General features: G+C 42.7%; 26 protein-coding genes and 1 other annotated feature. Of the genes, 4 read left to right on the top strand and 22 right to left on the bottom strand.

Annotated elements, in window-relative coordinates; translation table 11 throughout:
- From B1K52_RS18280 to B1K52_RS10940, 5 genes are all read right to left on the bottom strand, one after another.
- The gene (locus B1K52_RS18280; protein ID WP_256855898.1) at positions 1–345 is read right to left on the bottom strand and encodes a GNAT family N-acetyltransferase; all 345 of its coding nucleotides are present in this window, start codon (positions 343–345) and stop codon (positions 1–3) included.
- A 374-nt stretch (positions 346–719) separates the two neighbouring features.
- Positions 720–1064 (bottom strand): hypothetical protein, encoded by a 345-nt coding sequence (locus B1K52_RS10955; protein ID WP_077308153.1) that lies wholly within the window; start codon positions 1062–1064, stop codon positions 720–722.
- A gap of 498 nt (positions 1065–1562) precedes the next feature.
- Positions 1563–3989: a phenylalanine--tRNA ligase subunit beta gene (gene pheT / locus B1K52_RS10950; protein WP_077308151.1), complete on the bottom strand. Its 2427-nt coding sequence runs from the start codon at positions 3987–3989 to the stop codon at positions 1563–1565.
- 17 nt (positions 3990–4006) lie between these two features.
- Positions 4007–5041: a phenylalanine--tRNA ligase subunit alpha gene (gene pheS / locus B1K52_RS10945; protein WP_077308149.1), complete on the bottom strand. Its 1035-nt coding sequence runs from the start codon at positions 5039–5041 to the stop codon at positions 4007–4009.
- Between the two features lie 341 nt (positions 5042–5382).
- A complete protein-coding gene (locus B1K52_RS10940; RefSeq protein WP_077308147.1) occupies positions 5383–6123 on the bottom strand; it encodes a TrmH family RNA methyltransferase in 741 nt (246 codons plus the stop codon).
- Positions 6124–6217: 94 nt separating this feature from the next.
- Between B1K52_RS10940 and sspI the strand changes: the two genes are divergently transcribed.
- Positions 6218–6433, top strand: a complete 216-nt coding sequence (sspI, locus tag B1K52_RS10935; RefSeq protein ID WP_077308145.1) for a small acid-soluble spore protein SspI — start codon at positions 6218–6220, stop codon at positions 6431–6433.
- A gap of 82 nt (positions 6434–6515) precedes the next feature.
- Positions 6516–7133, top strand: coding sequence for a lytic transglycosylase domain-containing protein (locus B1K52_RS18415; RefSeq protein WP_306278123.1), 618 nt, complete (start codon positions 6516–6518; stop codon positions 7131–7133).
- Positions 7134–7167: 34 nt separating this feature from the next.
- Here the strand turns inward: B1K52_RS18415 and B1K52_RS10925 are convergent, their stop codons facing one another.
- Both B1K52_RS10925 and B1K52_RS10920 read right to left on the bottom strand, forming a co-directional pair.
- Entirely contained in the window at positions 7168–8247 is a 1080-nt protein-coding gene (locus tag B1K52_RS10925) for a M42 family metallopeptidase (RefSeq protein WP_077308143.1), read from the bottom strand.
- A 16-nt stretch (positions 8248–8263) separates the two neighbouring features.
- The gene (locus B1K52_RS10920) at positions 8264–8752 is read right to left on the bottom strand and encodes a dUTP diphosphatase (protein WP_077308141.1); all 489 of its coding nucleotides are present in this window, start codon (positions 8750–8752) and stop codon (positions 8264–8266) included.
- Positions 8753–8866: 114 nt separating this feature from the next.
- Here B1K52_RS10920 and B1K52_RS10915 point away from each other — a divergent pair, with 114 nt between their 5' ends.
- Positions 8867–9244 (top strand): hypothetical protein, encoded by a 378-nt coding sequence (locus tag B1K52_RS10915; protein WP_077308139.1) that lies wholly within the window; start codon positions 8867–8869, stop codon positions 9242–9244.
- Between the two features lie 31 nt (positions 9245–9275).
- Here B1K52_RS10915 and B1K52_RS10910 read toward each other — a convergent pair whose 3' ends face one another.
- The 5 genes from B1K52_RS10910 to infC form a co-directional block, all read right to left on the bottom strand.
- On the bottom strand, positions 9276–9848 hold the full coding sequence (locus B1K52_RS10910) for a TVP38/TMEM64 family protein (RefSeq protein WP_077308137.1): 573 nt from the start codon (positions 9846–9848) through the stop codon (positions 9276–9278).
- A 78-nt stretch (positions 9849–9926) separates the two neighbouring features.
- Entirely contained in the window at positions 9927–10187 is a 261-nt protein-coding gene (locus tag B1K52_RS10905) for a DUF1294 domain-containing protein (protein ID WP_373022416.1), read from the bottom strand.
- 57 nt (positions 10188–10244) lie between these two features.
- Entirely contained in the window at positions 10245–10601 is a 357-nt protein-coding gene (rplT, locus tag B1K52_RS10900) for a 50S ribosomal protein L20 (RefSeq protein ID WP_077308135.1), read from the bottom strand.
- Positions 10602–10644: 43 nt separating this feature from the next.
- The gene (rpmI, locus tag B1K52_RS10895) at positions 10645–10839 is read right to left on the bottom strand and encodes a 50S ribosomal protein L35 (RefSeq protein WP_077308133.1); all 195 of its coding nucleotides are present in this window, start codon (positions 10837–10839) and stop codon (positions 10645–10647) included.
- Positions 10840–10865: 26 nt separating this feature from the next.
- Positions 10866–11372: a translation initiation factor IF-3 gene (gene infC, locus B1K52_RS10890; protein WP_143588928.1), complete on the bottom strand. Its 507-nt coding sequence runs from the start codon at positions 11370–11372 to the stop codon at positions 10866–10868.
- Between the two features lie 97 nt (positions 11373–11469).
- Positions 11470–11591: a sequence feature (ribosomal protein L20 leader region), on the bottom strand.
- Positions 11592–11779: 188 nt separating this feature from the next.
- Between infC and B1K52_RS10885 the strand changes: the two genes are divergently transcribed.
- Positions 11780–12271 carry a DUF1648 domain-containing protein gene (locus B1K52_RS10885; RefSeq protein ID WP_077308129.1) on the top strand — a complete coding sequence of 164 codons (492 nt, stop codon included), beginning with the start codon at positions 11780–11782 and terminating at the stop codon, positions 12269–12271.
- 469 nt (positions 12272–12740) lie between these two features.
- On the opposite strand, the gene B1K52_RS10880 is transcribed toward B1K52_RS10885, so the two are convergent.
- The 10 genes from B1K52_RS10880 to speD all read right to left on the bottom strand — a co-directional run bounded on the left by B1K52_RS10880 (position 12741) and on the right by speD (position 24436).
- Entirely contained in the window at positions 12741–13076 is a 336-nt protein-coding gene (locus tag B1K52_RS10880) for a hypothetical protein (protein WP_077308127.1), read from the bottom strand.
- A gap of 3 nt (positions 13077–13079) precedes the next feature.
- Positions 13080–14909: a DUF6792 domain-containing protein gene (locus B1K52_RS10875; RefSeq protein WP_077308125.1), complete on the bottom strand. Its 1830-nt coding sequence runs from the start codon at positions 14907–14909 to the stop codon at positions 13080–13082.
- A gap of 4 nt (positions 14910–14913) precedes the next feature.
- Positions 14914–15522, bottom strand: a complete 609-nt coding sequence (locus tag B1K52_RS10870; RefSeq protein ID WP_077308123.1) for a hypothetical protein — start codon at positions 15520–15522, stop codon at positions 14914–14916.
- Between the two features lie 945 nt (positions 15523–16467).
- Positions 16468–18414, bottom strand: a complete 1947-nt coding sequence (gene thrS, locus B1K52_RS10865; protein WP_077308121.1) for a threonine--tRNA ligase — start codon at positions 18412–18414, stop codon at positions 16468–16470.
- 321 nt (positions 18415–18735) lie between these two features.
- Complete coding sequence (gene ytxC / locus B1K52_RS10860) at positions 18736–19545, bottom strand: sporulation protein YtxC (protein WP_256855967.1); 810 nt, start codon at positions 19543–19545, stop codon at positions 18736–18738.
- A 108-nt stretch (positions 19546–19653) separates the two neighbouring features.
- Positions 19654–20589, bottom strand: a complete 936-nt coding sequence (gene dnaI, locus B1K52_RS10855) for a primosomal protein DnaI (RefSeq protein WP_077308117.1) — start codon at positions 20587–20589, stop codon at positions 19654–19656.
- Positions 20590–20614: 25 nt separating this feature from the next.
- Positions 20615–21979 carry a replication initiation and membrane attachment family protein gene (locus B1K52_RS10850; protein WP_179106531.1) on the bottom strand — a complete coding sequence of 455 codons (1365 nt, stop codon included), beginning with the start codon at positions 21977–21979 and terminating at the stop codon, positions 20615–20617.
- A 35-nt stretch (positions 21980–22014) separates the two neighbouring features.
- Positions 22015–22473, bottom strand: a complete 459-nt coding sequence (gene nrdR, locus B1K52_RS10845; RefSeq protein ID WP_077308113.1) for a transcriptional regulator NrdR — start codon at positions 22471–22473, stop codon at positions 22015–22017.
- Between the two features lie 142 nt (positions 22474–22615).
- Positions 22616–23851, bottom strand: coding sequence for a beta-ketoacyl-ACP synthase II (fabF, locus tag B1K52_RS10840; protein ID WP_077308111.1), 1236 nt, complete (start codon positions 23849–23851; stop codon positions 22616–22618).
- 210 nt (positions 23852–24061) lie between these two features.
- Positions 24062–24436: an adenosylmethionine decarboxylase gene (speD, locus tag B1K52_RS10835; protein ID WP_077308108.1), complete on the bottom strand. Its 375-nt coding sequence runs from the start codon at positions 24434–24436 to the stop codon at positions 24062–24064.
- Positions 24437–24585 lie beyond the last annotated feature (149 nt).

Below are 24585 nucleotides of genomic sequence, written 5' to 3'. Positions count from 1 at the left end.
TTAGTATGTGGATTCTGAAGCGAGAATTGAATAAAACTGAGTATTTCGAAATTCACCTTTAATAAATTCATTTTTTCGTAATGTCCCTTCATATCTCATACCTAATTTGGTCATCACTTTTTGTGAACCTATGTTGTCAGTATCGCATCTGCCTTCTATTCGATTAACGGATAAACTTGCAAAACCATACTCAACAATTTTATCTAACGCTTCTGTCACAATTCCTCTACCCCAATATTTTTCTGATAGAAAATATCCAACCTCGATACTCTTATGTTTATTACTCCAGTCAATAATTGCAGCAACTCCGATTACTTTGTTAGTATCATTCCAGACAATTCCCATTCCCCTGCTTCCCCGACACTATAACCATTGATGCCATTGTCTAAGAATTGAAGTGTTGTTTCTTTGGTCTTATTCGTTTCCCAAGTCATAGGACCGGAGACATTAGGGTTGGAACCAAAATTCATACAAGTCATCTATGTCGCCATAAGATAACTTTCTAAGCATTTAACGTCCAGTCTCAAATTCAGGCATCACCTTTAAATGATTTTCAAAACTCATATATTAACCCCATAAATCAATTCCGGTGATTTTTTTCTGTCGTCAACCACAATCTTTTATGAGACATTTAGTTTGTGCTATTCCTTATATTTCGTTAATTCTGATTATAACTTAGCGAGATAATCTAACTGACTTTACGCTTTAATTCTAAAGAATTATTTTATTTGTTCTACTTCTTCTGTTCTAAAATCAACAGTATATATCTTTTTAACTTTCTCAGTACCATCTATATCTTCGTAAACCCTAATAACATATTTAGTTCCATCTTCTTTCAGGTAGTCAATATGTAAATGTTCTTTCTCTTCAGAATGAAGTTGATTGTAAATAAGTAATTCTGCATCATCTTGCGATAAGATACCATTTGCTTCCGCATTTTTATCACTAAGCGTATAGCCACTTCCTGATTCCTCTTTATTGCTTGCTGCATCGGTTGAACAACCGACTATACTACTCATCATTATAAGAATTAAACTAATTACTAAGATTACATTCCTCTTCAAACAATCACCTCTTTAGGAGATTTTGCTGTCTTGCACTATCTATTCAAAGAATACAAATCATCCAAAGAAAGATTTTTATAGTAACATTAGGTTTGGGGTCCTTCGTATACAATTCAGTACGACATTCAACTTAAAAGTTTCATGTAATCAGGTCTTCTGTAGACTTATACTTGCTAACTATTCACTTATTCTGCTTTTCTTCTCTCTTTCAGCTTACTAATTAAGTATGCCACGCTGTTTATTCCGATTACTATCATTAACCCATAGCCAATTGCTCTCCCATGTATTACTCCGTAAATTGAGATTGAAAGAAAAACAATAAAAAGAACTATGTAAAGTATCCCTCGCATCGAAACTTGCAAGTTATCACTCCTCATTGTTTAATGAGATTATCGTAGCACATAAAATATTCGCACATAACAATATTTTACATTTTTTTCTGATACAAAAAATAAAAAGGATAGCTAGCGTCTCCATGACGCTAGCTATCCTTCCTCTTTAACTTCTCAATTCCGCACCATGCACTGCTTTCACAGCTTCCATAATGCTGTTATAAGATGCTTCTACTTCTTCATCTGTCAGTGTGCGTGTTGGGTCTTGGTACAGCACAGTATAGGCAATTGACTTCTTGCCAGTTTCCATGTGCTCGCCCTGGTACACATCGAAGATCTGTACTTGCTGCACGAGCTCACCGCCAGATTCTTTGATCGTACGCTGAATATCGCCAGCATGTGCTGTTTCATCAACAACAAGCGCGATATCACGTGTGACAGAAGGGTGACGCGGTACTGTGCGGAAGCTTGGTTCTTCTTTATACTGATCCATCAAATAAGCTGCATCTAGATCGAAGACATACGTTTCTTTTAGGTCGTACGCTTTTTGTACGGTTGGATGCAATTGCCCTACCACACCAACTGCGCGGCCGTTATGGGAAACAGTTGCTGTACGTCCAGGATGATAGCCATCTACTTGTGCCTGCTGGAAAGCAGGTTCAAGGTCAAGCTGTGCGAAGATGCCTTCAACAATTCCTTTTACTACATAGAAATCAACTGGCTTCTTCTCTTGCTGCCATGGCTGCTCCATCCACATACCAGTAATTGCACCTGCAAGACGGGCCGTTTCTGTAGGCTGCTCTGTCGTTTGTTCTTCTTCTGAAAGGAATACACGACCGAATTCAAAGTAGCCTAAGTTATCTTGTTTACGTGCCACGTTATAAGATAGTGTGTCCACAAGCTCTGGAAGCAAGCTAATACGCAGGTGGCTGTGCTCTTCACTCATCGGCATTTTTAATGCCACAGCGTGTACGCTCTGCTCTTTTACTTCCGGACTAACAAGCATTTCTGTACGAGCTTTGCTAGTCAGCGAGTACGTGATTGTTTCCATCAAGCCAGCACCTTGCAAATACTGTTTCAGCTGACGTTTCAAGTATTGCTTCGTTGTCAGTTTACCAGCAAACGCTTCTCCTTCTGGCAGCGTGTACGGAATATTATCGTATCCGTAAATACGCGCAATTTCCTCGAGCATATCTTCAAACAAGCTGATATCACCGCGCCTTGTTGGGATAGAAACAGTGAATTGGCTGTTAGTTTGTTCAAAATGGAACTGCAATCTAGTCAAAATAGACGCGATTTCTTCATCTGAGATTGCTGTACCTAAACGGGCGTTTACACTTGTTGTATCTAGCTCGACCTTCTTCTCTTGGCGATCTAGTTCGTCGAATTCAACAACACCTTCGGCAACTGTTCCGCCAGCGTATTCTGCTAGTAAGCGAGCAGCATAAGCGCCTGCTTTTTTGACACGATTTGGATCAATGCCTTTTTCGTAGCGCGAGCTCGCTTCACTGCGCAAGTTATGATGCTTACTCGAACGGCGGATTGCACGGGAATCAAAGTAAGCTGCTTCCAGCAATACAGTTGTCGTTTGATTAGAAACTTCAGAGTTAGCGCCGCCCATCACACCTGCAAGTGCAATCGGCTCCTTGCCGTTTGTGATAACTAGCTCATCACCTTTTAGTGTGCGTTCTTGATCATCCAAGGTTTGCATTGTTTCGCCTTCGTTCGCAGTTCGGACAATAATTTCTTTCGTTGCCACTTTGTCATAATCAAAAGCGTGCAGCGGCTGTCCGTAGACAAGCAGCACATAATTGGTAATGTCGACAACATTATTGATTGGGCGAATGCCTGCTGCGATTAAGTAATTACGCATCCAAAGCGGGGATGGTGCAATTTTTACGTTTTCAATTACATAGGCGCCGTAATATGGGTTAAGCTCGCCATCTTCTACTTTCACTTGTACAAAGTCAGCTGCTTTGCTGTCGCTTGTGGGATACGCTTCATCCGGCAAGTTAACTTCTTTATTTAGGATTGCTGCTACTTCGTAAGCAACACCGAGCATGCTCATTGCATCAGCACGGTTAGGTGTCAAACCAAGCTCCAGAATAACATCATCTAAGTTAAGCAGTTCTGCAACAGGAGTCCCAACTTCCGTATCTTCAGGAAAAACAAAAATTCCTTCTGCGAATTCTTTCGGTACGAATTTCTCATCAATACCTAATTCTTGAAGCGAACAAACCATTCCGTTCGATTCGACGCCGCGCAGTTTTGCTTTTTTGATTTTCATTCCGCCAGGAAGACGCGCACCTGGAAGTGCTGCTGCAATTTTCTGCCCTTGTGCGATATTCGGTGCACCGCAAATGATTTGGTATGTTTCTGTACCAACATTGATTTGACAAAGATTTAATTTGTCTGCATTTGGATGCTGTTCGCAGCTTTCCACATAGCCGACTACTACGTTTGTGCTTTCTGGAGCGATGCGCTCAATTCCTTCTACTTCGATACCAGAGCGCGTAATTCTTTCTGCTAGCTCCTCTGGTGTAATATTATCTATGTTTACATATTGCTTCAGCCAATTTAAAGATACAAACATCGTTATCTAACCTCCCGTTATGCCTTATGGTATTGCGATAGGAATCGTACATCATTCGTATAGAAGTGACGGATATCGTCAACGCCGTATTTAAGCATCGCGATACGCTCTACACCCATACCGAATGCGAAACCAGAATATTCTTCCGGATCATAACCGCTCATCCGAAGAACATTGGAATGTACCATGCCGGCACCAAGGATTTCAATCCAGCCAGTGTGCTTGCAGACGTTACAGCCTTTTCCGTCACACACTTTACACGTCACATCAACCTCAACAGATGGCTCTGTGAATGGGAAGAAACTTGGACGCAAGCGAATTTCCCGGTCAGCACCAAACAATTTACGAGAGAACTCGAGCAGAACACCCTTCAAATCGCTCATGCGAACGTTTTTATCAATTAGCAACCCTTCAATTTGTGTGAATTGATGGGAATGTGTCGCATCATCACTGTCACGGCGGTATACAATACCTGGGCAAATCATTTTAATTGCCTTGTCACCGTTGTATTCGCGCATGGTACGCGCCTGAACTGGCGATGTTTGTGTACGTAAGAGCAGATGATCTGTAATATAAAATGTATCTTGCATATCACGCGCTGGATGGTCTTGCGGCAAGTTCAATGCTTCAAAGTTGAAATAGTCTGTTTCTACTTCTGGTCCTTCTTTAATTTCGAAGCCCATTCCAAGGAATAGGTCCTCTACTTCTTCAATGATGCTTGTAAGCAAGTGCGGACCGCCTGTTTTAACTGGACGTCCTGGAAGTGTCACGTCAATTGCTTCTTTTTGCAGCTGTTCATTTAATGCTGCTTCTTCGAGCAAGTTCTTTTTATTATCCAATGCTGTTGCAATGGCTTCACGAACTTTGTTGGCCAATTCGCCGATTACCGGACGTTCTTCCGGAGACAGTTTCCCCATTCCGCGCAGTACTTCTGTGATTGGTCCTTTTTTACCTAAGTAAGCAACGCGCACGTCCTGCAAAGATTGCAGGTTATCAGCTTGCTGTACTTTCTCGATGGCTTCTGCTTGTAGTGCTTCGAGTTTTTCTCTCATGCTTTTGCCTCCTATGATTTTGAGCATAAAAAAAGCCCCTCCCTCCGAAAAGGGACGAGCTTTCATTCGCGGTACCACCCTTGTTGGTATACACTTGTACACCCAACTTGAAGCTTGATAACGGATCTTGCAATCCGGATACACCTTTACTTGTCATAAAAGACAAGGTCCCGGCGTCTGCTCCAGAGTGAAGGTTCATCCGCTGCCGCAGCCAGCATGCTCTCAGTCAAGGCATGCCTTCCTGGTGCTGCGATTTGCAAGGGATTACTGACTCTTTCCACGCATCTCAATATGAATCTTGTTTTATTATAGAAAATCCCGGCGCAACTTGCAACCCGCTTTTATTTGTTTACCGTGTGATAAAGCAGGATTCCAGTTGCAATACTAACGTTGAGCGATTCCGCTTTGCCGAAAATCGGGATTTTGACAGCCATATCGCTTTGGGCGATTAGCCGCTTGTCAATTCCTGCTCCTTCATTTCCGACTAGCAATGCTGTTTTCTCCGGAGCCGATACTGCTCTATAGTCTACCGCTCCCTCTAGTGCAGCTGCCCAGACGGTATAGCCAATGTCCTGCAGCTCTGGAACCAATAATTCCAAGTCAGCAGTTAATACTGGCAAGTGGAAAATAGAACCTTGGGTTGCACGAATCACTTTATCGTTATACCGATCAGCTGATCCTTCACCAAGATATATCGCATCATATCCAGCAGCATCAGCTGTTCGAATAATTGTCCCTAAATTGCCTGGGTCTTGTACCGCATCCAATAAAAGAATTCGGTTGTGTCGCTTCAGCTTTTTATCCTGCATCTGCACGACAGCCGCGATACCTTGAGGCGTCTCTGTTTCTGTAATCGACTTGAATACATGCTCACTAACTGTTTCTGCTTCTAAATGAGATGCCCATTCTGGCAGCTCCGTCTCTTCACGCAGAATAAGCTTTTCAATCGTCCATCCGGCTGTAATCGCTTCTTCGACTAAATGGAAACCTTCCACAAGAAAGGTGTTCGTCTTTGTCCGTTCTTTTTTTCGTTTTAGTTTTTGCCACTGTTTTACTTGGGCATTTTGTGTTGATGTAATCAACGCACGTTCACTTCCCTTTCTCGACATATCCTCTATCATACATAGTTTTACAAAGCCGGGTCAAACTATAAAAAAGTTAAGGAGGTGTTCATGTATGGATTTGGACATCCGACGCGCTATTTTAGCGAATATTAAAGGCAATAATGAAGAACAGCTGGAAGCGACTATCACAGATTCCATTGGCGGAAGAGAAGTATTGCTTCCAGGTCTTGGCGTACTTTTTGAATTAATTTGGCAGCATGCTGATGAAAACGAAAAAGCAGAAATGGTTGATGCACTAGCAAAAGGAGTACAAGCGACACAAAGCTAATTCTGGGGCGAAATAAAGTCTTGTCCGCCTGGTTCTTTTGAGCTACAATTGGACTAACAATATGTGACAGGAGATATGTTTTTTGGATACATCTTATCTGCTTTCGACACTTAGTCCTCTTATCCGCGCATCTTACCAGCAGCAGACAGGACTTTCCCAATTATCCAGTCCGAGCCAGTCATTCGGTGATGTGCTAATGCAATCGATGCAAGCAAACATGCCAGTTCGTTTGAATCCATATGCAACAACTAGCGCCCCGTCACCAGTACAGAATGTCACGGCTGTGCAGTCCATTATGGAAAGCGCACCAGCCAGTTCAGGGAATAAAACGATTGATGGTATTATCTCCAACGCTGCTTCTCAATATGGCGTAGATGAGAAGCTTATCCGTTCGGTTATAAAGATGGAATCAAACTTCAATCCGAGAGCTGAGAGCGGTGTAGGAGCGCAAGGTTTGATGCAGCTTATGCCAGCTACAGCAGCAGGGCTTGGGGTTATGAACAGCTTTGATCCAGAGCAGAACGTAATGGCAGGTACAAAATACCTCAGCCAGATGCTTGACCGTTATAATGGCAATACAAGCTTAGCTTTAGCAGCTTATAATGCCGGACCAGGCAATGTTGATAAATATAACGGCATACCGCCGTTCAACGAAACAACGAATTACGTTCGTAAAGTAATGGGCAGTTATCTCGCTTAAAAAACCAGCTTCCTCGGAGGAAGCTGGTTTTTTATTAACTATACGTAATTTTTTCAACTGTTTCTTTATCCAGCTTCTCGATAACTGCGGTAAGCAATTTCACGGTGTTGTCATAATCATCTTCATGCAGCATGGCCGCATGAGTATGAATATAGCGTGTTGGGATACCAATTGTTAAAGCCGGAACACCTTCACCGGTCAAATGGATGCTGCCTGCATCCGTTGCACCACCCTTAATGGTATCGTATTGATAAGGAATTTCCAGCTCCTCTGCCGTCTGGATAACCAAGTCACGCAATCCTTTATGAGAGATATGTGCAGCGTCATATAAGACGATTTGCGGACCACCGCCGAGCTTTCCATTCGCTTCTCTGTCGCTAATACCTGGTGTATCGCCTGCAATTCCTGTATCAACAGCAAAAGCGATATCCGGTCCAATCTTATTAGCAGAAGTAGTAGCACCTCGTCTTCTGACTTCTTCTTGCACCGTTCCAACACCATAGACAGTTGCTTCTTTATCTGTATGATGTAAGTTTCTCAGTACATCAATGGCAACTGCACAGCCAATCCGGTTATCCCAAGCTTTCGCTAAAAGCAGCTTTTCATTCTTCATCTTCGTGAATTCAAAGTAAGGTACAACCGAATCACCCAGACGAACGCCAAACTCTTCTGCTTCTTCTCTGCTGCTGGCACCAATATCGATGAACATTTCTTCTATGACAGCGGGTTTCTTCCGCTTTTCGAGGGACAACAGATGCGGTGGCTTGGAGCCGATGATACCGACAAGCTCCCCTTTACGCGTATGAACAGTAACACGCTGCGCCAGCATCACTTGGCTCCACCAGCCGCCTAGTGTTTGGAAAAACAGATAGCCGTTCGCATCGATGCGTGTCACCATAAATCCAATCTCATCCAGATGCCCAGCGACCATTACTTTCGGACCGTCTGGTTTGGAACCTTTTTGCTTTGCAATTAAACTGCCCAAGTTATCGGTAGACACTTCTTCTGCATAAGCTGAGATATAATCTCGCATCACATTGCGAATTACAGCTTCGTCTCCAGATACACCAGGTGCGTCGGTTAAGTCCTTCAGCATCTTCAGTTTGTCATTCATATATGTGCCTCCCTGTTTAATAGCCTTCATCCTGTCTTGTATGATTCACTTCGTTTTTTTGCTGGTATGCCTTTAATATCGCTTGTTCATCAAAGCCTAGCAGCTGACCTAACAGCAAGAAGCTGCGGAACATCATGTTGTAATTTTCTTGATTCGGCGCGGCATAAAACGCATGAATAGTACGGTAAAGCTCCAGAAATGCATCTGTCTGATCTATTTGCTTGTTTGGAAGCGGTGCTGATGCATACGTCAAGCCTTTATCCAGTCCTACCGACAGAATGAAATGCAGACCATCTACATATTCCTCCAAAATAACAGCTTGTTCACTTGGCCCTTTGCGGCTCCAAAACTTGAAGCAGCGTGTTTCATTGGCCAGTTCCCCAATTTCCACTTGCAGTGCAAGTACCTTCTTCCGGAAAATATCTTCTCGATTTGCTGACTCTAGATTTTCTTCAATATAGGAATCCAGCTCCCGCTGCTTCCTGAATAAATATTCGTAATCCATGTATAAGACTCCTTCTTGCGTTATTGCTATGTAACGAGGGTATAGTAATACAGATGAAACTTCCTCTTAAGCGTAATCGTATCTATACAAAAAGTAAAGGAGGCCTGCTCGCTGATGAAAATCTTTTTTCTCCTGCTTCTGGCAGGTGCGGCGCTTCTTTTGTTCTATACTGTGATGAAAGCAAGAAATTATGCTGCTAAAGACCATTCCTCCGCGGAAACGGATGAAGTCGAATTTCACGACCAGCTGATTGATCAGTATTTTACATTAAGTTACCGAGGATACCGTATGATTGGAGAAAAACATATTCAAACAAAAGAAGATAGCATTGAAGTAACAAAGGTAGTAATGACTGCCGCGCAGCCGACCCGGTTAACAGGGTTCTCCCGAAATGATTTGTACCAGATGGAAGAATGCATCCTTCAGCACTTCCCCTACACCTCTATTGAGTGGCGCCATCCGATAAACGAGCTTGTCTTAACAGAAATCTAAAAAGAGCACGGAAGCTTGAAGCTTCGGTGCTCTATGCACTTTCTTTGAAGAATTCTTCCCACTTGTAGGTGAATTCTTTTTTTCGCATTAAGTAGATAAACACAAGCAAAACAAGCATGACGCCTCCTATTGCTGCTGGCGGCAAGTAGCGCAGCCATGTTCCCGCAAAGGAATACAGCGCTGCCAGCGGTATACTGGAAATAAAGGATGCTTTTGCGTACGATTTCCAATCCCGGTTCGTCTCCATCAAACACACACTCAGCATATGAAAATGAATGAATGGAATCATTCGCATAAGCGCAATTTGCGTCGTCGTAAAGCTCGAGTGTTTGCCAATCAGCTTTTGTTTCAGAAAAAGGATTCGTTTCGCTGATTTCGGAAAACGCAGAGAAATAAAATAAAATAGCAAACTTGAAGCGGTTATACCGATGATGGAAAGAACCGTTCCAGCTACCGCACCGAATAAAATCCCGCCTGAAATACAAAGAAACACAACAGGCAGAAATAAGGCGGGCCGAAGCAGATGCAGGAGGATGAACAAAAGCGGTGCAAACAACCCACCTGTTGCGACGACCGTCATCAACTCCATGCCGACCTGGTTCATTGCTGCTCACTCCTCTCAGATGTCTCTAATACATATGACAGGAGACGAGCCTTTATGACAAGCACATATTACTTTTTCTCAGAGAAGATACAGAACAAGTAGGACATGCATGGCGATAAGACAAGGAAAGCCGAAGACAAAGGCTGTATGCTTCGTTTTATGTCGAAAAACCTGCATCGCGATCCAACCACCGATAGCACCGCCAATAACAGCAGTAATCCACAATCGTTTCTCACTGATACGCCAAGCATGCGCGCGGGCTCTCCGTTTATCAATCCCCATCCAGCTAAACAGCAGCAGGTTGACGATGATAAGATACAGAACTAGAAACAGCCACACATTTTTCTCCCCTCTCTATACAAAAAGCCGCTATCAAGTGATAGCGGCTTTTCTAGCTTATTTCAAAGCGTCTTTAGCTTTTGCAGCAAGCTGAGCGAATGCTTTCTCATCAGAGATTGCAAGCTCAGAAAGCATTTTGCGGTTTACTTCGATACCAGCAAGCTTAAGACCGTGCATCAAACGGCTGTAAGTAAGTTCGTTCATACGTGCAGCAGCGTTGATACGTGCGATCCAAAGTTTACGGAAATCACGTTTTTTCTGTCTGCGGTCACGATAAGCGTACTGACCTGATTTGATAACCTGTTGTTTTGCTGTTTTGAATAGTGCGTGTTTCGCACCGTAGTAACCTTTTGCTAACTTAAGAACGCGTTTACGACGCTGACGCGTTACTGTTCCACCTTTTACACGTGGCATTGTATTCCCTCCTATAGGACGAAAGCTTAACTTTCAGTTTTTATTATTTTGGTAGCATTTGTTTGATTCGTTTAAGGTCGCCAGCAGAAACTAGTGCATCTTTACGAAGCTTGCGTTTCTGTTTCGTAGACTTGTTAGCAGCCAAGTGGCTAGTATAACCGTGATGACGGCTTACTTTTCCAGAACCTGTTTTTTTGAAACGTTTAGCAGACCCTTTGTGGGTTTTCATTTTTGGCATCGTATTTCCTCCTTATATCCTTCGGCTTACTGTTTCTCAGCTATAGGAGCAAGCATTAGGAACATGCTGCGGCCTTCCATTTTCGGTCTCATTTCAACCGTTGCAACATCTTTGCACTCTCCAGCAAGCTTTTCGAGAACTTCTTGGCCTAATTCTTTATGCGTAATGGCACGTCCGCGGAAACGAACAGAAGCCTTTACTTTATCGCCTTTTTCAAGAAACTTACGCGCGTTGCGAAGCTTCGTGTTGAAGTCGTGATCCTCGATACCGGGGCTCAAGCGCACTTCTTTTACGTTGATTACTTTCTGGTTCTTACGCGCTTCTTTTTCTTTCTTCTGCATTTCGAAGCGGTATTTACCATAGTCCATAATCCGGCAAACTGGTGGTTTTGCATTTGCAGCCACAAGCACCAAATCAAGATTTCTCGTCTGAGCGATTTCTAATGCTTCCTGACGGGATTTAACGCCAAGCTGGTCACCGTTGGAATCAATGAGTCGCACCTCACGTGCACGAATTTTCTCATTGACGTTCATTTCTTTGCTAATAATCATCCACCTCCAGGATATTTTGGGAAACTTATGATCGGGGACAAGATATCCGCCGCTAATCAGTTACACATGGTTGTAAAAAAGCATAAAAAAAATGCCGGTACGCATACGGCACCCACACTTGTCCTAAAACACTGTTTATCAAACCTGCCAACTGCCAAGCGGCGTCAATCAGGTGAGAAGTGGGTACTTCTGCTTGTCTCAGATCATTATTTATTTCACTTTTACAATCTTATCATAGCTGATGTAAACTGTCAATCATAGTGAAGCCCGTTAATCCTGCTCAATTAATGTAACATATTCTTACGATACTGACAACCGTCGTTTTAAAATTAACTAGACGAAACTTATTCCCCAACAGTACCGTAATTAAACAAAGAGGTGATAAAATAATGCAAAAACAGCTTCACCTGCCGAAAACTCACAGCGAAAAAGTTTGGGATATTATCGGAATCAGCAGCTGGTTAACTACTAGCCTCTTCCTAATTATTATCTGGCAGCACCTCCCTGAGCAAACACCGCTTCATATGGGCATAACCGGGAAAGTCGATAATTGGGCTGCAAAAGAAAGCCTGCTGCTATTGCCAGCGCTCGGGATGGTCAACTTCTTCCTTCTGCATTTATTAGAAATGTATCCTCAATTGCACAATCAACCAGAGCGCTTAAATGAGCAAAATGCAGCAGCGTTCTATCTGCTGAGCCGTAAAACGGTGAACAAGCTAAAGAATCTAGGTGTATTGCTTTTATCTTCCATAGCAGTGGAATTCAGTATGATTGGAATGCGGTGGATAAATCACGGCAGTACGTGGCTGATGATAATTGCATTGCTAGTTTATCTTTATCCGATAGTTGAAGCAATATGGAAGCAGCGTAAAATAAAGTAATTACAAGCGACCCCAGTCTTCAGGATTAAGCTTCCCAGTCTCTTTGGCTTTTCCAATAAAGATGTTTCGGAAATTCTCTTTCAAGAAGTGCGGGTATCCATAATATGTGATGTCATCGGATTTTTTAACTATATAATCTGCATCATTAATCCAACTAATATCTTTAATAGAATCAATCTATTCTTTCATATTATCAAATACCATTAGTCCTGTCGCAGGTTACCATTTTCTAGCTTCCAACTCTGATGAATGTTATCACTTTCTGTAGTTTTCACGTACAGTAATGCATCTCTTTCAGTTTGAATTATTGGTAGGTTTACTTGTGTCATATAAATCTCTCCTTTAAGTGTTTTTAACATTCTAATTTAAAAAGCTCAGTTTTTGAGAAAAAACAAAAATATTATACAAAAATAGCGGTCCTCCCGGTTAAAGGTGGTTCCGCATATTGTCTATTGTTATCTATGGTTTATCAATTAACTTTTGCACTTTGATTGTACGTGAGGACAACCTTTTGCCTTTTGTTATCTTCTACTCGTTCACTGTAGTTACCAACTACTTTTATTGTCTTTAAGGCAAGGGACATATAGAGTTTCTGCTCATTCAACTTTCTCATAAAAGCAACTGTGGACATCTGGTCCATTATCTTACCCTTCTGGTCTTCTCCTACAATCACATTATTTATTAGCGAATAAAATTCATCATCTTTATCTTGAATTTCTTCTATGGATTGCCTGAGCCTTCTCCCCTTGTAGCTATGATCTTCTTCCGGGATAACTTGCACTATTTCAGTATCAGTGAATTTCATCAGCTAGAACCCCCTCACCAAATCGAACATTTGAGCAACTTCTTCTTCTTTCCGAAACAATTCCTCAATCGCTTTTCTGTAGTCTTCTAACATCATATGACCACTTTCTACATTCTTGTACAGCTCGCGGACTTCTTCATCCATATCAGCGTTCCGCAAAGGTTCAATATGTTCGTCAACAACCAAAGATTCTACTTCATAAAGCGGGTATCTATGCATCCATCCTCTTTCATACGCAAAGCTTTTCGGACTAGCCTCAATATGGTTTATCCCGTCCAAAACCTTATATTTCTCTTCTCTATAGGAAATAGCGATTTCTTCATTAAGTCTCTCTTCTAAGCGGACAATTGCAGTTCTTTTTTCGTCAAGAAGCATCGCCCCTTTACGATACATCTTCAGAGCGGCTGTCATATTAACTTTGATAGCTTCACCGCCACCGGCGTTTGCAGTATATATTAGGTCTTTTCCTATGTAACTCTTCTTGCCCTTCGTCATAGCATTCAGCAACTCATTAATACTGTGGCTATCTTTAATACCTTTTAAGCTATCCAGCGTGCCACTATCTAATATGTTTTGGATAGATTCTGTAAGAGAACCTGCGATTTCTTTCCCAATTAGGAACGTAGCAATATCACCACCCAGCGCAACACTCCAACTTTCTTCGTTAACGCCTACATTCGCATTAATTAGTCCAAGAATTTTTGTCAGACCTTCATCAAGGTTTCCGATTTCCTCTATCATTACTTTTTTTTGCTCTTCATCTATATATCCCGCCTCATAAAGGCGCCCAAAGATGGTATCCGCATTTTGACTTATCAACCTTATCTTATCCGCCAAAGGTGGTAAATTGTCTTTTAATGCTCGCATTGTTTCATCAACTTCATCATTATGCATCGCATACCACTTTAAGAGGTCAGCCTTGCCTTCTATTCCTTCAAGGTATTCCATCTGTACTCCAAGAAGCTGATATACAACTTCATTAACTCCACCTTTATTATCAGCATCGGCGTAATCAATTGCCAGGTCTCTGAAGCTCGCTATAACATCATCTGGTATATCATCAACAAGTTCTTTAATTCCATCAGTCTCCAGTTTTGTATCGACCTTCGTAACATCACCAAATGTCACAAATCCCGCTTTCTCAGTAACAGCATATAGCGGATCATCTTCTGATATATACTGGTGTATCTTTACCGGCGCATCTGCATAAAATTCTTTTGTGAATTCAGCAAGCTCATTAGTGGGTATTTCATAGATATCGTTCTTACCCCTTAATCCGAAATGTACATTTACCGCATCGTAGAAGTTAAAGTCATAATTATACGCCTCAACAGGTGAAATTTGGAGCCCATTCACCCCGTATATTTCATCAAACGTATCGTCCGATATTCCCGTCATTGAACTGTTGTGGTGACCAAGAGAGTGCCCCAAAGAGATAGTTTCTACACCATCTCCAACCCCAAAGTTTCTTTTTGTATCATCCACAAATGTTCTGGTAGCCTCCGCTTGTTTCTCAGACTTTCCTGCAAACGGTCCTTTTATATTTTCTTTCCAGTCAGCTAAATTCGTAGTTCCTTGGTTTATAACGTATAGTTTTTCTTCATTGTTATTAGACAGTAAAAGCGCTGTTCCATCATACCCAGAATTCAACTTTGATGTAACTTCAGACTCAGAAGAATGGTAGATACTAATATCGCCTTCATAAAGTTCCCCTGTCTCTTCTAAATATATAGATTTGAATTTGAGTTCTAACTCCTTAGAATTCAAATTATCATATTCTGTATTTACCAATCGCATCCATATATTGGTTGTAGTGATTTTCTCAAGGGACATAAAATCATCCCTCCTTAGTTTCTGTTAGCTTAATGGTTTTGAGCGACTTCAATATGCGTTCTTTTTCAGCTTTTACCATTTCATCGCACCTCTGAGAACTAAGACCCTTTTTACAAGACATATCTGCGAATATTCGAATGTTGTCTTTATTATCGTTCCATATCAGTGTTGCAAAAGCCGGACGGTGAGCTTCGGTTAAATCAGCATATTCTATATATTGCCCTTCATATTGGGACTCCAAAGGTCGAAAATCCAAGTTCTCATTACTATTTTTAGACATTCCCTCTTTGATGGATTCTTCGCTGCTCATAAAGCCATAGTACTTTAATTGAATATTGGTAACTAAATCAAGTTCGTTATCCATATGAGTAATGTCAACGAACTCGCTATCCCTCGCAGAAGCATTAGTATAACTTCTTTCAATTACTTCCATATCTCCAGGAAACGCCATCGTGAATTTTCCAGTTTTAGCCTCAAACGGGTAATAACCTTCTCGCACCGGTTCAGTAGATGTTAAGAAGCTGCGAGTAAATTCATCTTGAAATGCCGGTACATCCGGCAAGTCTTTAGGGTCCATATCTGACGGCGCAGCAGATTCTTTTCCGTTAGTCATATTACACCCTCCTAAAACGATAGTAGTCAGTAAAACGAGTATTATTGTCTTTATCTTCACAAAAGTACCTCCGCACTCATATTTCTCCTTGTGTAAAAATTATACAAAAAAACGAAAACTTTCACAGCATTATAAGGAGACTCAACAGAAAACCCTACTTTTGTCGCGGGACTTTTTCCTAGTTAAACCATAAAAAGAGAGTGTTATTTATCTCGCTTTACTTTTGTCGTTAGATTTTCGCTCAAACTAGGAGGTTCACAATAAGTTTTCCTTTTCAACGCCAAGTTTATTAAAAGATATTCCAATACCTCAACTCAGACAACAACAAAAGGGGTTGTTAAGACAGCAAAGGACAAGTCATCGGAAATCACAAAGGAATCCAATACGACGGATAAATCCATTCAGCCTTCAGGCGCGAACAAATTCATCGCTATGAAACAGACAGAACCTACTTAATATCCGAACAACAATTCGAGTTTTAGGTTTAATGGCTGCTGCGCTTGTCTTCAAGATATTTGCTGGTCTCCTATACAGAGATGTAGTCAACATAAACTTCTTTGGTTTCGGAGCCTCTACAGCATCTAAAGAAACAGCCGCTATCGCTATGGAAAGTCAAAACAAGTCTACGAAATTAGAAATTCTCGCTTATTACAGTACTGCTATTTTCAAATTAGAGTTCTATCACAAGGTCAAAAACAAAGTAAGCATAGAAGACCAAGATATTGATGACTACTTAGAAACAATGGCAGAAGAAATCGTCACTATCTACGACAAAGAGTTCAAAGTAAATTTGAACTACGACGTTATTTATATCGATAGCACCCGAGAATCCTCATATCCGAACATAGTGAAGAGATTCTTGCCCGAAAAATTCCCCTCCGGCTTCTCAAGCTTACCAAACAAAAAATCCCTCCACCGCCATAATGGCAGTGAAAGGAATTTCTATTACTTACGCAATATGCGCTTGTCTACTTCTTCTTTAATTTCTGCCACGAAAGCTTTCAGATCCTTCGTTTCAGAGTCTTTTTCACCATAGCGGCGAATGTTTACTGCATGATCAGTTACTTCCTGATCACCTAAGACGATGGCGAAAGGAACTTTCTGTACTTGCGCTTCACGAATCTTGTAGCCGAGTTTCTCTTCCCGCTCGTCTACTTGAACGCGGATACCTTCCATGCGAAGTGCATCTTCTACTTGGCGTGCGTATGCAAGATGCGCGTCAGGAGAAACTGGGATGATTTTCGCTTGGACTGGTGCAAGCCATGTTGGGAAGGCGCCTTTGTATTCTTCAATCAAGAAGGCAACGAAACGTTCCATTGTAGATACGACACCGCGGTGGATAACAACTGGACGATGTTCTTTTCCGTCTTCTCCGATATAAGTTAAATCAAAGCGTTCTGGCAAATGGAAATCAAGCTGTACAGTAGACAATGTTTCTTCTTTGCCGAGTGCTGTTTTCACTTGTACGTCCAGTTTCGGACCGTAGAATGCTGCTTCGCCTTCTGCTTCTACATAATCCAATTCAAGATCTTCCATTGTTTCTTTCAGCATTGCTTGTGCTTTTTCCCACATCGCGTCATTGTCGACATACTTCTCTTTGTCTTCTGGGTCGCGGTAAGACAAGCGGAATTTGTAATCATCGATACCAAAGTCTTTGTACACAGCTTCTACAAGTTTCACTACACGAATGAACTCATCTTTCAACTGATCTGGGCGAGCAAAGATGTGCGCATCGTTTAATGTCATCGCCCGAACACGCTGCAAGCCGGCAAGCGCGCCAGACATTTCGTGACGGTGCATTGTACCAAGCTCGGCAATACGGATTGGCAAGCTGCGGTAGCTATGCAATTCATTTTTATACACCATCATATGGTGCGGGCAGTTCATTGGACGAAGAACAAGGTCTTCATTGTCCATTTCCATTGTCGGGAACATGTCATCTTTGTAATGATCCCAGTGTCCGCTTGTTTTATAAAGATCTACACTCCCAAGTACTGGTGTATAAACGTGATCATAACCAAGCTTTTCCTCTAGGTCTACGATATAACGCTCGATTGTACGGCGTATTGTCGCTCCCTTTGGCAGCCATAGCGGCAGACCTTGACCGACTTTTTGGGAAACAGTAAATAACTCAAGCTCTTTCCCCAATTTGCGGTGGTCACGCTCTTTTGCTTCTTCAAGCATTTTCAAATAGTCATCCAGCTGGCCTTTCTTCTCGAAAGCTGTACCATAGATGCGCTGCAGCATTTGATTATTGCTGTCGCCTCTCCAGTAAGCACCGGAAATGCTAAGCAGCTTGAATACTTTAATCTTTCCTGTAGATGGTACGTGAATGCCCCGGCAAAGGTCGAAGAATTCACCTTGTTCGTAAATCGTTACATCCTGGTCTTCTGGAATTGCGTCAATTAGCTCTATTTTCAGCTCATCGCCGGTTTCGCGGAACATCGCTTTGGCTTCCTCGCGAGAAACGACTTTGCGTACAATCGGAAGGTTTGCATCAACGATTCGCTGCATTTCCTTCTCGATTTTCGGCAAATCTTCTGGTGTGATAGAAGCTTCTAAGTCCATATCATAATAGAAGCCATTTTCAATGACTGGTCCAACACCAAACTGTACATTATCATACAGACGTTTTACCGCTTGCGCTAACAAGTGCGCTGCAGAGTGACGCATGATTTCTACGCCTTGCTCTTGTTTAAGAGTAACAATTTCGATTGCGCCTCCGTTTGGAAGCTCTGTGCGCAAATCATATGCAATGCCGTCGACGTTGACTGCGATCGCTTGTTTTTTCAGCCCTGAAGAAATAGAACCGGCAATATCCTCACCAGTTGTTCCAGCAGGAAATTCTTTTTTTGCTCCATCTGGGAAAATGAATTCTAGTACATCTGCCATTTGTGTTTTCCTCCTAAATATAAAAAGCCCGTCCCTTTGCACAATTGATGTGCAAAGGGACGAGCATTTGTCTCGTGGTTCCACCCTAATTCCCGAAATATAATTCCGGCTCAAGAATCGGTAACGTCGATCGAACGCCGCCGGTTTTCTTTCGTCCTCCGACGGAGCTGTAAAAGGTGGTAACAGCAAAGCGTATGCAGGAAGCTTCCAGCCTTGGCTTCCCTCTCTTGCAAGCAAACGGATTTTACTATCGTGTCCTTTATTGTCGCTTCTTCATATAATGTACAGTATAAGCGCAACAGCCGGAAAATGCAAGAGCAGTTAAAAACAAGCGAAAGGGAATTGATGTAAAGGAAGGTATGTGGCTCTTTCCTGGAAAATATTAATCACAGTTTGTGTTTTTGGATCCGTTGGGTGCTCACCATACAAATAAATCTTACGAGGTGACATGGCAATCAAAGGTGTCAGGTTCATCTCTTGCTTCCCGATTCCTGCAAGGGCAAGCGGTTCTTGGTTTGCCAATGTTTTAATTTCTTTACCGGAAAACAAGCTTCCATCTTCCCTGTAGAAAGAAAAATCAGGTCCTTGAATAATATGAACGGCTTCCTTACTTATTGGCTTCTTGCTAATGTACTGGCGCAGCGATTCCACATACAGCTGATACTCTTCTTCGAGTTTGTATTCATCAATAGCGTCGCCCACAACGACAGTGAGCGCTTCTTTGTACGCGCTGCTGCGAAATTGAATGACAGCATCAAAGAACACACGAATATTTTTTGCAGCTATCTCTTGAAAGATTTGGGTAATCTGCTGACGCGGTAAGCTCGGTTCCTTCTTTTCTTCATACATATCCCCGACGAGAATCGTGTGCGTCAGCTCTGCAATGCGCTTTATCGCTTCCTCGTCCTTATAGTAATAAACTTCGTTGGCAATTTGCTTGATCCATGCTGTCTCACGATGATGGAGAAATGTTTCTACAAGCGCCGCTGCTATGCGGCGATGGTATCCATCTTGAATCGTCGCCTCATAACCCCATCGCTCATCCTCAGCCACGTACACTTGTTTCGTTACATCAAGCATCGCTAAACAAGAACAAAATGTATCCATCTCTATCTTTGATTTGATAAACACTTTACGCAATATCAACCACCCTCGCCACTATCAACTGTTACATTATATGGGCAGAAAATGGATTTATGAGTTGAAAAAAAGACAAGCCGCATGGCTTGCCCTTTCTTCTTAATTGTTTCTTCTGTTTTTCCCGAACAACGGAACCTCGGTTGCGACACGCTTGATGCGCTCCATGATTCGTCCTGCTTTCACTCTTTCCACATCACCGCGATTTGTCGTTGCGATTTGCTGCTCCAATTGATCAATGGAATAGTTGGAGGTGAAAAAGACTGGCAATCGTTCCATCATTCGATAATGGAGAATCGAACCGAGTATCTCATCGCGGAACCAGGCAGACTGTGACTCAGCCCCTATATCATCCAACATGAGAACTGGTGCTTTTTTAAACATGTCCACTTTTTCATTGACCGAATCGTCTTTTAGGGATGCTTTTATTTCTCGTACAAATTCCGGCATATAAATGAGCATACTGGAGATATTCCGTTCTGCCAAATAGTTGGCGATAGCGCCTAGGAAATACGTTTTACCCACACCAAACGGTCCATAGAAATAAAGACCTTGTTCCGGAATTGTATCACCTGTCTGCTGCAGGAACTGCAATGTCTTCAGGATCGCCTGCTGACGTTCGGAATCGCCATGATCGAGTGTTTCTGTTGATGCCTCTAAAATATCTTTTGGCATATACAAGCTGTTAATCCGAGCTTCTTGCCTCTCTCGCTCTTCATGCTGAAGACGGGTATGACATTTATCGTAAGCAAGACGGATAACATGCCCGTCCACTTCCAATCTTGGTGTGTAACCATTTAATATATTTTTGCATTGACCAAGTGCCGGACAATCATGACACGCTTTTGATGCTGTCGTATATTCATAAAGCCGCATCAAGTTACGCTGAATATCCTGCTCTGTCAGCTGCGGATTTGCTTCCAGTACCGCTTTAACTTCCGGATTTTCTCTAACTTGCTGCTGCATACGTTCAAAGTTTTCTTTGAAATTATTGTTTTCCTGCATCCATTTTTTTAATGATGCCTGAATGGGCTCCATACGTGCACCCCCTTCCCGCTATCTCTTAAACGCCACGCTTATTCGCATTAAATTGTTTAAGCATTTCTGCTACATCCGCATCCGGCACTGCTGTCGTGCTCGGCGCTTCTGCTTTGCCTTTCTGATCAAACCATTCCGGAACGACCTCGGATCGGCCACCGTTTTTCCGCCGTGCGGCTGCTGGCTGCTTCGCGTTGTTTGCTGTTGTGTTCCATGGCTGATTGCTGCTCTTGGCAATCTCCATCGCTTCTCTTACTGTGCTTATCTTTTTTCGTGCCCAATGTGCAGCTATTTTTTCCATGTATGCTTTTGATAATTTCATATCCGATTTGAGCAGCACATAATAAACGAGGACATTCATAATTCCTGGTGCCATGCCTTGCTCCGCCATCACGTCCCGGATAACTTTCAAGTCAGAAGCTGCTGCTGTTCCATTACCAGAAATATCTTCTAACAGCTGCTTTGGTGAAATTGTCTCAAGCATGTGAACAAGCTTCTCTTGCTTGGAAGTTGCCTGCACTTCTTGTTTGGCATCCTTCTGTGTAAGCTCCATTACTTTTACTTCTGTTGTCCTTGGGCGTGCTAAAAACAGATCATGACAAGCCGATTTGAATTCGGTCGGATTGAGCACATTGTCTTCCGAAACGGCCCATTGCATTGCTTTGTCCAAATCGAGCGAAGTAAGATTATAAAGCACAGCCATGGATTCGAGCAGCTTTTGATTGCGCGGTGTCAGAACCTCTTTAGGATTCAGCATCCGCTGTTTGAGTGATTGACCCAGCCAATCAAAATCCACCACATCCGTTTCGATGGAAGGGCCGGGATTCTCTTCTGCAACCGGCGCGGCCGGAGCTTTCATCGGCAGCACACCTTGTTTAGCGAGCTTGTCCGCAGAAAAGACAGCTTCAAATGATGCAGTAATTTCTTCCGTTGCGTCAGGCAGCTCTTCTGCTGCTACTAAAGCCTGCTGCATGTCCTTGTAACGACTTTCCCCTAATTGATGGTAAAGCAGCTGCGAAAGCATATCATCAGCAAAAAAGGCAGCTGGTGTAAACGGCGGATACAAGTCATAGGTAAACACACGCTGCTCTCCATGCTGCTTGTATGTTCGGATGAGTCCAATCGCTTCCAGCTGCAGTCTCGCTTCGTATAATTGGTCCATTGGCATATCCAGTAATGTCATCAGCAGGTGATGTGTTTTGGGTTCATACATGCCGTGATGCATCATATATTCATTGACCATCGTCTGGTATAAGGTAACTGCCCTTAACCCAAGCAGCGGCTGATACAAGTGAGTCAAAGCGACCGAATATCCATTCGGAAGGGATCTTTTCATCCGGATCTGATACCCGTCAGCTGGCAGCAGTTTCCCGATATGCTGACTTTTCATACAATCTGTCCTTTCCATCTTCCAAGCTGTTACAATTATTTATCGGTTTTAATCAAGTCTTTCAATTCTTCCAGGAAGACACTGAGATCCTTGAATTGTCGGTATACAGATGCAAATCGAACATAAGCCACTTCGTCCACATCCGACAGACGTTCCATGACCATTTCGCCAATTTCCTTGCTTTGTATTTCCGATGTACCGCCGTTGCGTAATTCTTTTTCAACTTCCAATACGATATGTTCAATCTGCTCCAGCGCTACTGGACGCTTCTCACATGCTTTGATTAGTCCGCGCATAAGCTTCTCTTTGCTAAATTCTTCCCTTGTCCCCTCTTTTTTCACAACAATCAGCGGCGTTGCTTCAATCCGCTCAAATGTAGTGAAGCGAAAGGCGCATTCTTCACATTCCCGGCGACGCCGGATGGAACGTCCTTCTTCTATGGGACGGGAATCTAATACTTTTGTGCTTTTATATTGGCAGTTTGGACATTTCATGCCGATCCACCCCATTATTCTTTGCAAGCCTCGACAGGCTTCGCGCATTTACGACACGTTTGTATCGCCTTTTTCTTATTCTACCATGATTCAAGTGAAAAATCGAAGGACCGCAGCGGAAACAAAAAAAGGCAGCCGAGGGCTACCCTTTCCACTTACGCAATGCCAGCACCGCATTATGACCGCCAAAACCGAATCCATTTGACAAAGCAAATGTAATATCTTTATTGACTGATTCATTCGGCACATATGTTAAGTCACATTCTGGATCAGCATCTCGATAGTTAATTGTCGGAGGAACGATGCCATCTTGCAGCGCTTTTAGCGTAATAATCGCTTCCACTCCTCCAGCCGCTCCAAACAAATGACCCGTCATGGACTTGGTAGCACTGATCAGCAAGTCATGCGCTTTATCACCGAATACTTCCTTGATTGCTTTTGTTTCCGTTTTATCGCCTTCTGATGTACTCGTGGCGTGGGCATTAATATAGTCAACATCATCAGCTTCCCAATCTGCCATTTGCATCGCCAGCTTCATTGCTTTGGCAGGTCCTAGATAGTTTGGAGATGTAATATGATGGGCATCTGTTGTCGAGCCATATCCTACAACCTCTCCAAGGATTACTGCTCCGCGCTTTTGTGCATGCTCGAGTTCTTCCAGCACTAAAATACCGGCACCTTCGGACATAACAAAACCATCGCGGTTTGTATCGAATGGTGAACTGGCTGTTTCTGGCGTATCATTCTGCGTACTCATTGCTCGCATCTTTGTGAAACCAGCATAAGCAAACGGTGTAATTGATGCTTCAGCTCCGCCAGCAAGCATTGCATCGGAGTAGCCATGCTTGATATTCAGGAAGGCTTCCCCAATCGCATGGTTACCTGTAGCACAAGCAGAAACAGGTGCAAAGCTAGGTCCAGTAAAGCCCGTCTTAATGGAAACAATTCCTGTTGCCATGTTGCTAATCATCATTGGTACCATAAATGGCGAGACACGGCGCGGACCCTTGTCCAGCAGCTTCTCGTGATTGTCTAGAAGCGTATTTACTCCGCCGATACCAGAGCCAATGTATATCCCTACCCGTTCCGGATTTACTGTTTCTGCATTTAGATTAGCCTGCTCCATCGCTTCGACTGCTGCAACGTAAGCAAATTGGCTATATAAGTCATATCGTTCGATATCTTTTTTATCGAGGTATTTCTCTGGGTTAAACCCAGTTGCTGTTCCGCCAATTTGCGACGCAATCCCAGCGAATTTTTCTGCATCTAATGGCTTGATGCCGGATTTCCCAGCTTTTATATTATCCCAAAATGTCTCCACATCCGAACCAAGCGGTGTGACTGCACCATATCCAGTAACTACGACACGTCTATTCAAAATTATACCTTCTTTCTAGCAGTAACTATTAGTACCTGCTATTATATCCGAAGTAATAAAAAAATGCGAATAAATGCATTATCTCTAGTACGCAATAGTTACTCCATCACTATGTATGTTTACCATCTTTTCATGTAGCAATACAGCCTTCATTGACGATTAGAAAACCCCACTCCAGAATAAGAGCGGGGTTAATTGTCTGTCCAAATATTAATGTGATTTCGGCTGCACTGCCACAGGACCCATGCCCCGCGGAAGCTCGGCTTTCTCACACGTTTTAGCTTCAAGCGCGTCAATGATATAATCAGTAGCTACGTTCGGATCAATGATGTTACCACAAGTGTAAACATCAATGCTCGCATAACCATGTTCCGGAAAACTATGGATTGTCAAATGTGACTCCGAGATAATAACCACTCCGCTTACGCCATGCGGCGCAAATTTGTGGAAAGCGACTTCCCTTACTTCAGCACCTGACTTTAGTGCAGCATCAACAAAGATTTGTTCAATCTGCTGCATATCGTTCAACGTTTCTATGTTACAATCCCATAGTTCTGCAATTACATGTCTTCCCATTGTATCCAATGTAATTCCCCCTTAGAATATTTACCTAAAAAATAGATGCGTGAATTGCCACGGGGGAAAGTTAGTCCAAAGAGGTCCTAACCCTTTAAGCAAGTCACTTACTGCATAGATTCCTTAGGAAAACAGGTTTTAACGCCCTTGCTGCAAAG

It is taken from the genome of Terribacillus halophilus (assembly GCF_900162685.1).
GTDB lineage: Bacteria > Bacillota > Bacilli > Bacillales > Amphibacillaceae > Terribacillus > Terribacillus halophilus_A.
This window is presented reverse-complemented; position numbering and strand designations above follow the sequence as displayed.

Bases quoted from the DNA above. Each gene is read 5' to 3' on its own strand.
- B1K52_RS18280 (WP_256855898.1), bottom strand. From the start codon at position 345: ATGGGAATTGTCTGGAATGATACTAACAAAGTAATCGGAGTTGCTGCA.
- pheT (WP_077308151.1), bottom strand. From the start codon at position 3,989: ATGTTTGTATCTTTAAATTGGCTGAAGCAATATGTAAACATAGATAAT.
- pheS (WP_077308149.1), bottom strand. From the start codon at position 5,041: ATGAGAGAAAAACTCGAAGCACTACAAGCAGAAGCCATCGAGAAAGTA.
- sspI (WP_077308145.1), top strand. From the start codon at position 6,218: ATGGATTTGGACATCCGACGCGCTATTTTAGCGAATATTAAAGGCAAT.
- B1K52_RS10925 (WP_077308143.1), bottom strand. From the start codon at position 8,247: ATGAATGACAAACTGAAGATGCTGAAGGACTTAACCGACGCACCTGGT.
- B1K52_RS10920 (WP_077308141.1), bottom strand. From the start codon at position 8,752: ATGGATTACGAATATTTATTCAGGAAGCAGCGGGAGCTGGATTCCTAT.
- B1K52_RS10915 (WP_077308139.1), top strand. From the start codon at position 8,867: ATGAAAATCTTTTTTCTCCTGCTTCTGGCAGGTGCGGCGCTTCTTTTG.
- B1K52_RS10910 (WP_077308137.1), bottom strand. From the start codon at position 9,848: ATGAACCAGGTCGGCATGGAGTTGATGACGGTCGTCGCAACAGGTGGG.
- rplT (WP_077308135.1), bottom strand. From the start codon at position 10,601: ATGCCACGTGTAAAAGGTGGAACAGTAACGCGTCAGCGTCGTAAACGC.
- rpmI (WP_077308133.1), bottom strand. From the start codon at position 10,839: ATGCCAAAAATGAAAACCCACAAAGGGTCTGCTAAACGTTTCAAAAAA.
- infC (WP_143588928.1), bottom strand. From the start codon at position 11,372: ATGAACGTCAATGAGAAAATTCGTGCACGTGAGGTGCGACTCATTGAT.
- B1K52_RS10885 (WP_077308129.1), top strand. From the start codon at position 11,780: ATGCAAAAACAGCTTCACCTGCCGAAAACTCACAGCGAAAAAGTTTGG.
- B1K52_RS10880 (WP_077308127.1), bottom strand. From the start codon at position 13,076: ATGAAATTCACTGATACTGAAATAGTGCAAGTTATCCCGGAAGAAGAT.
- B1K52_RS10875 (WP_077308125.1), bottom strand. From the start codon at position 14,909: ATGTCCCTTGAGAAAATCACTACAACCAATATATGGATGCGATTGGTA.
- B1K52_RS10870 (WP_077308123.1), bottom strand. From the start codon at position 15,522: ATGACTAACGGAAAAGAATCTGCTGCGCCGTCAGATATGGACCCTAAA.
- thrS (WP_077308121.1), bottom strand. From the start codon at position 18,414: ATGGCAGATGTACTAGAATTCATTTTCCCAGATGGAGCAAAAAAAGAA.
- dnaI (WP_077308117.1), bottom strand. From the start codon at position 20,589: ATGGAGCCCATTCAGGCATCATTAAAAAAATGGATGCAGGAAAACAAT.
- B1K52_RS10850 (WP_179106531.1), bottom strand. From the start codon at position 21,979: ATGAAAAGTCAGCATATCGGGAAACTGCTGCCAGCTGACGGGTATCAG.
- nrdR (WP_077308113.1), bottom strand. From the start codon at position 22,473: ATGAAATGTCCAAACTGCCAATATAAAAGCACAAAAGTATTAGATTCC.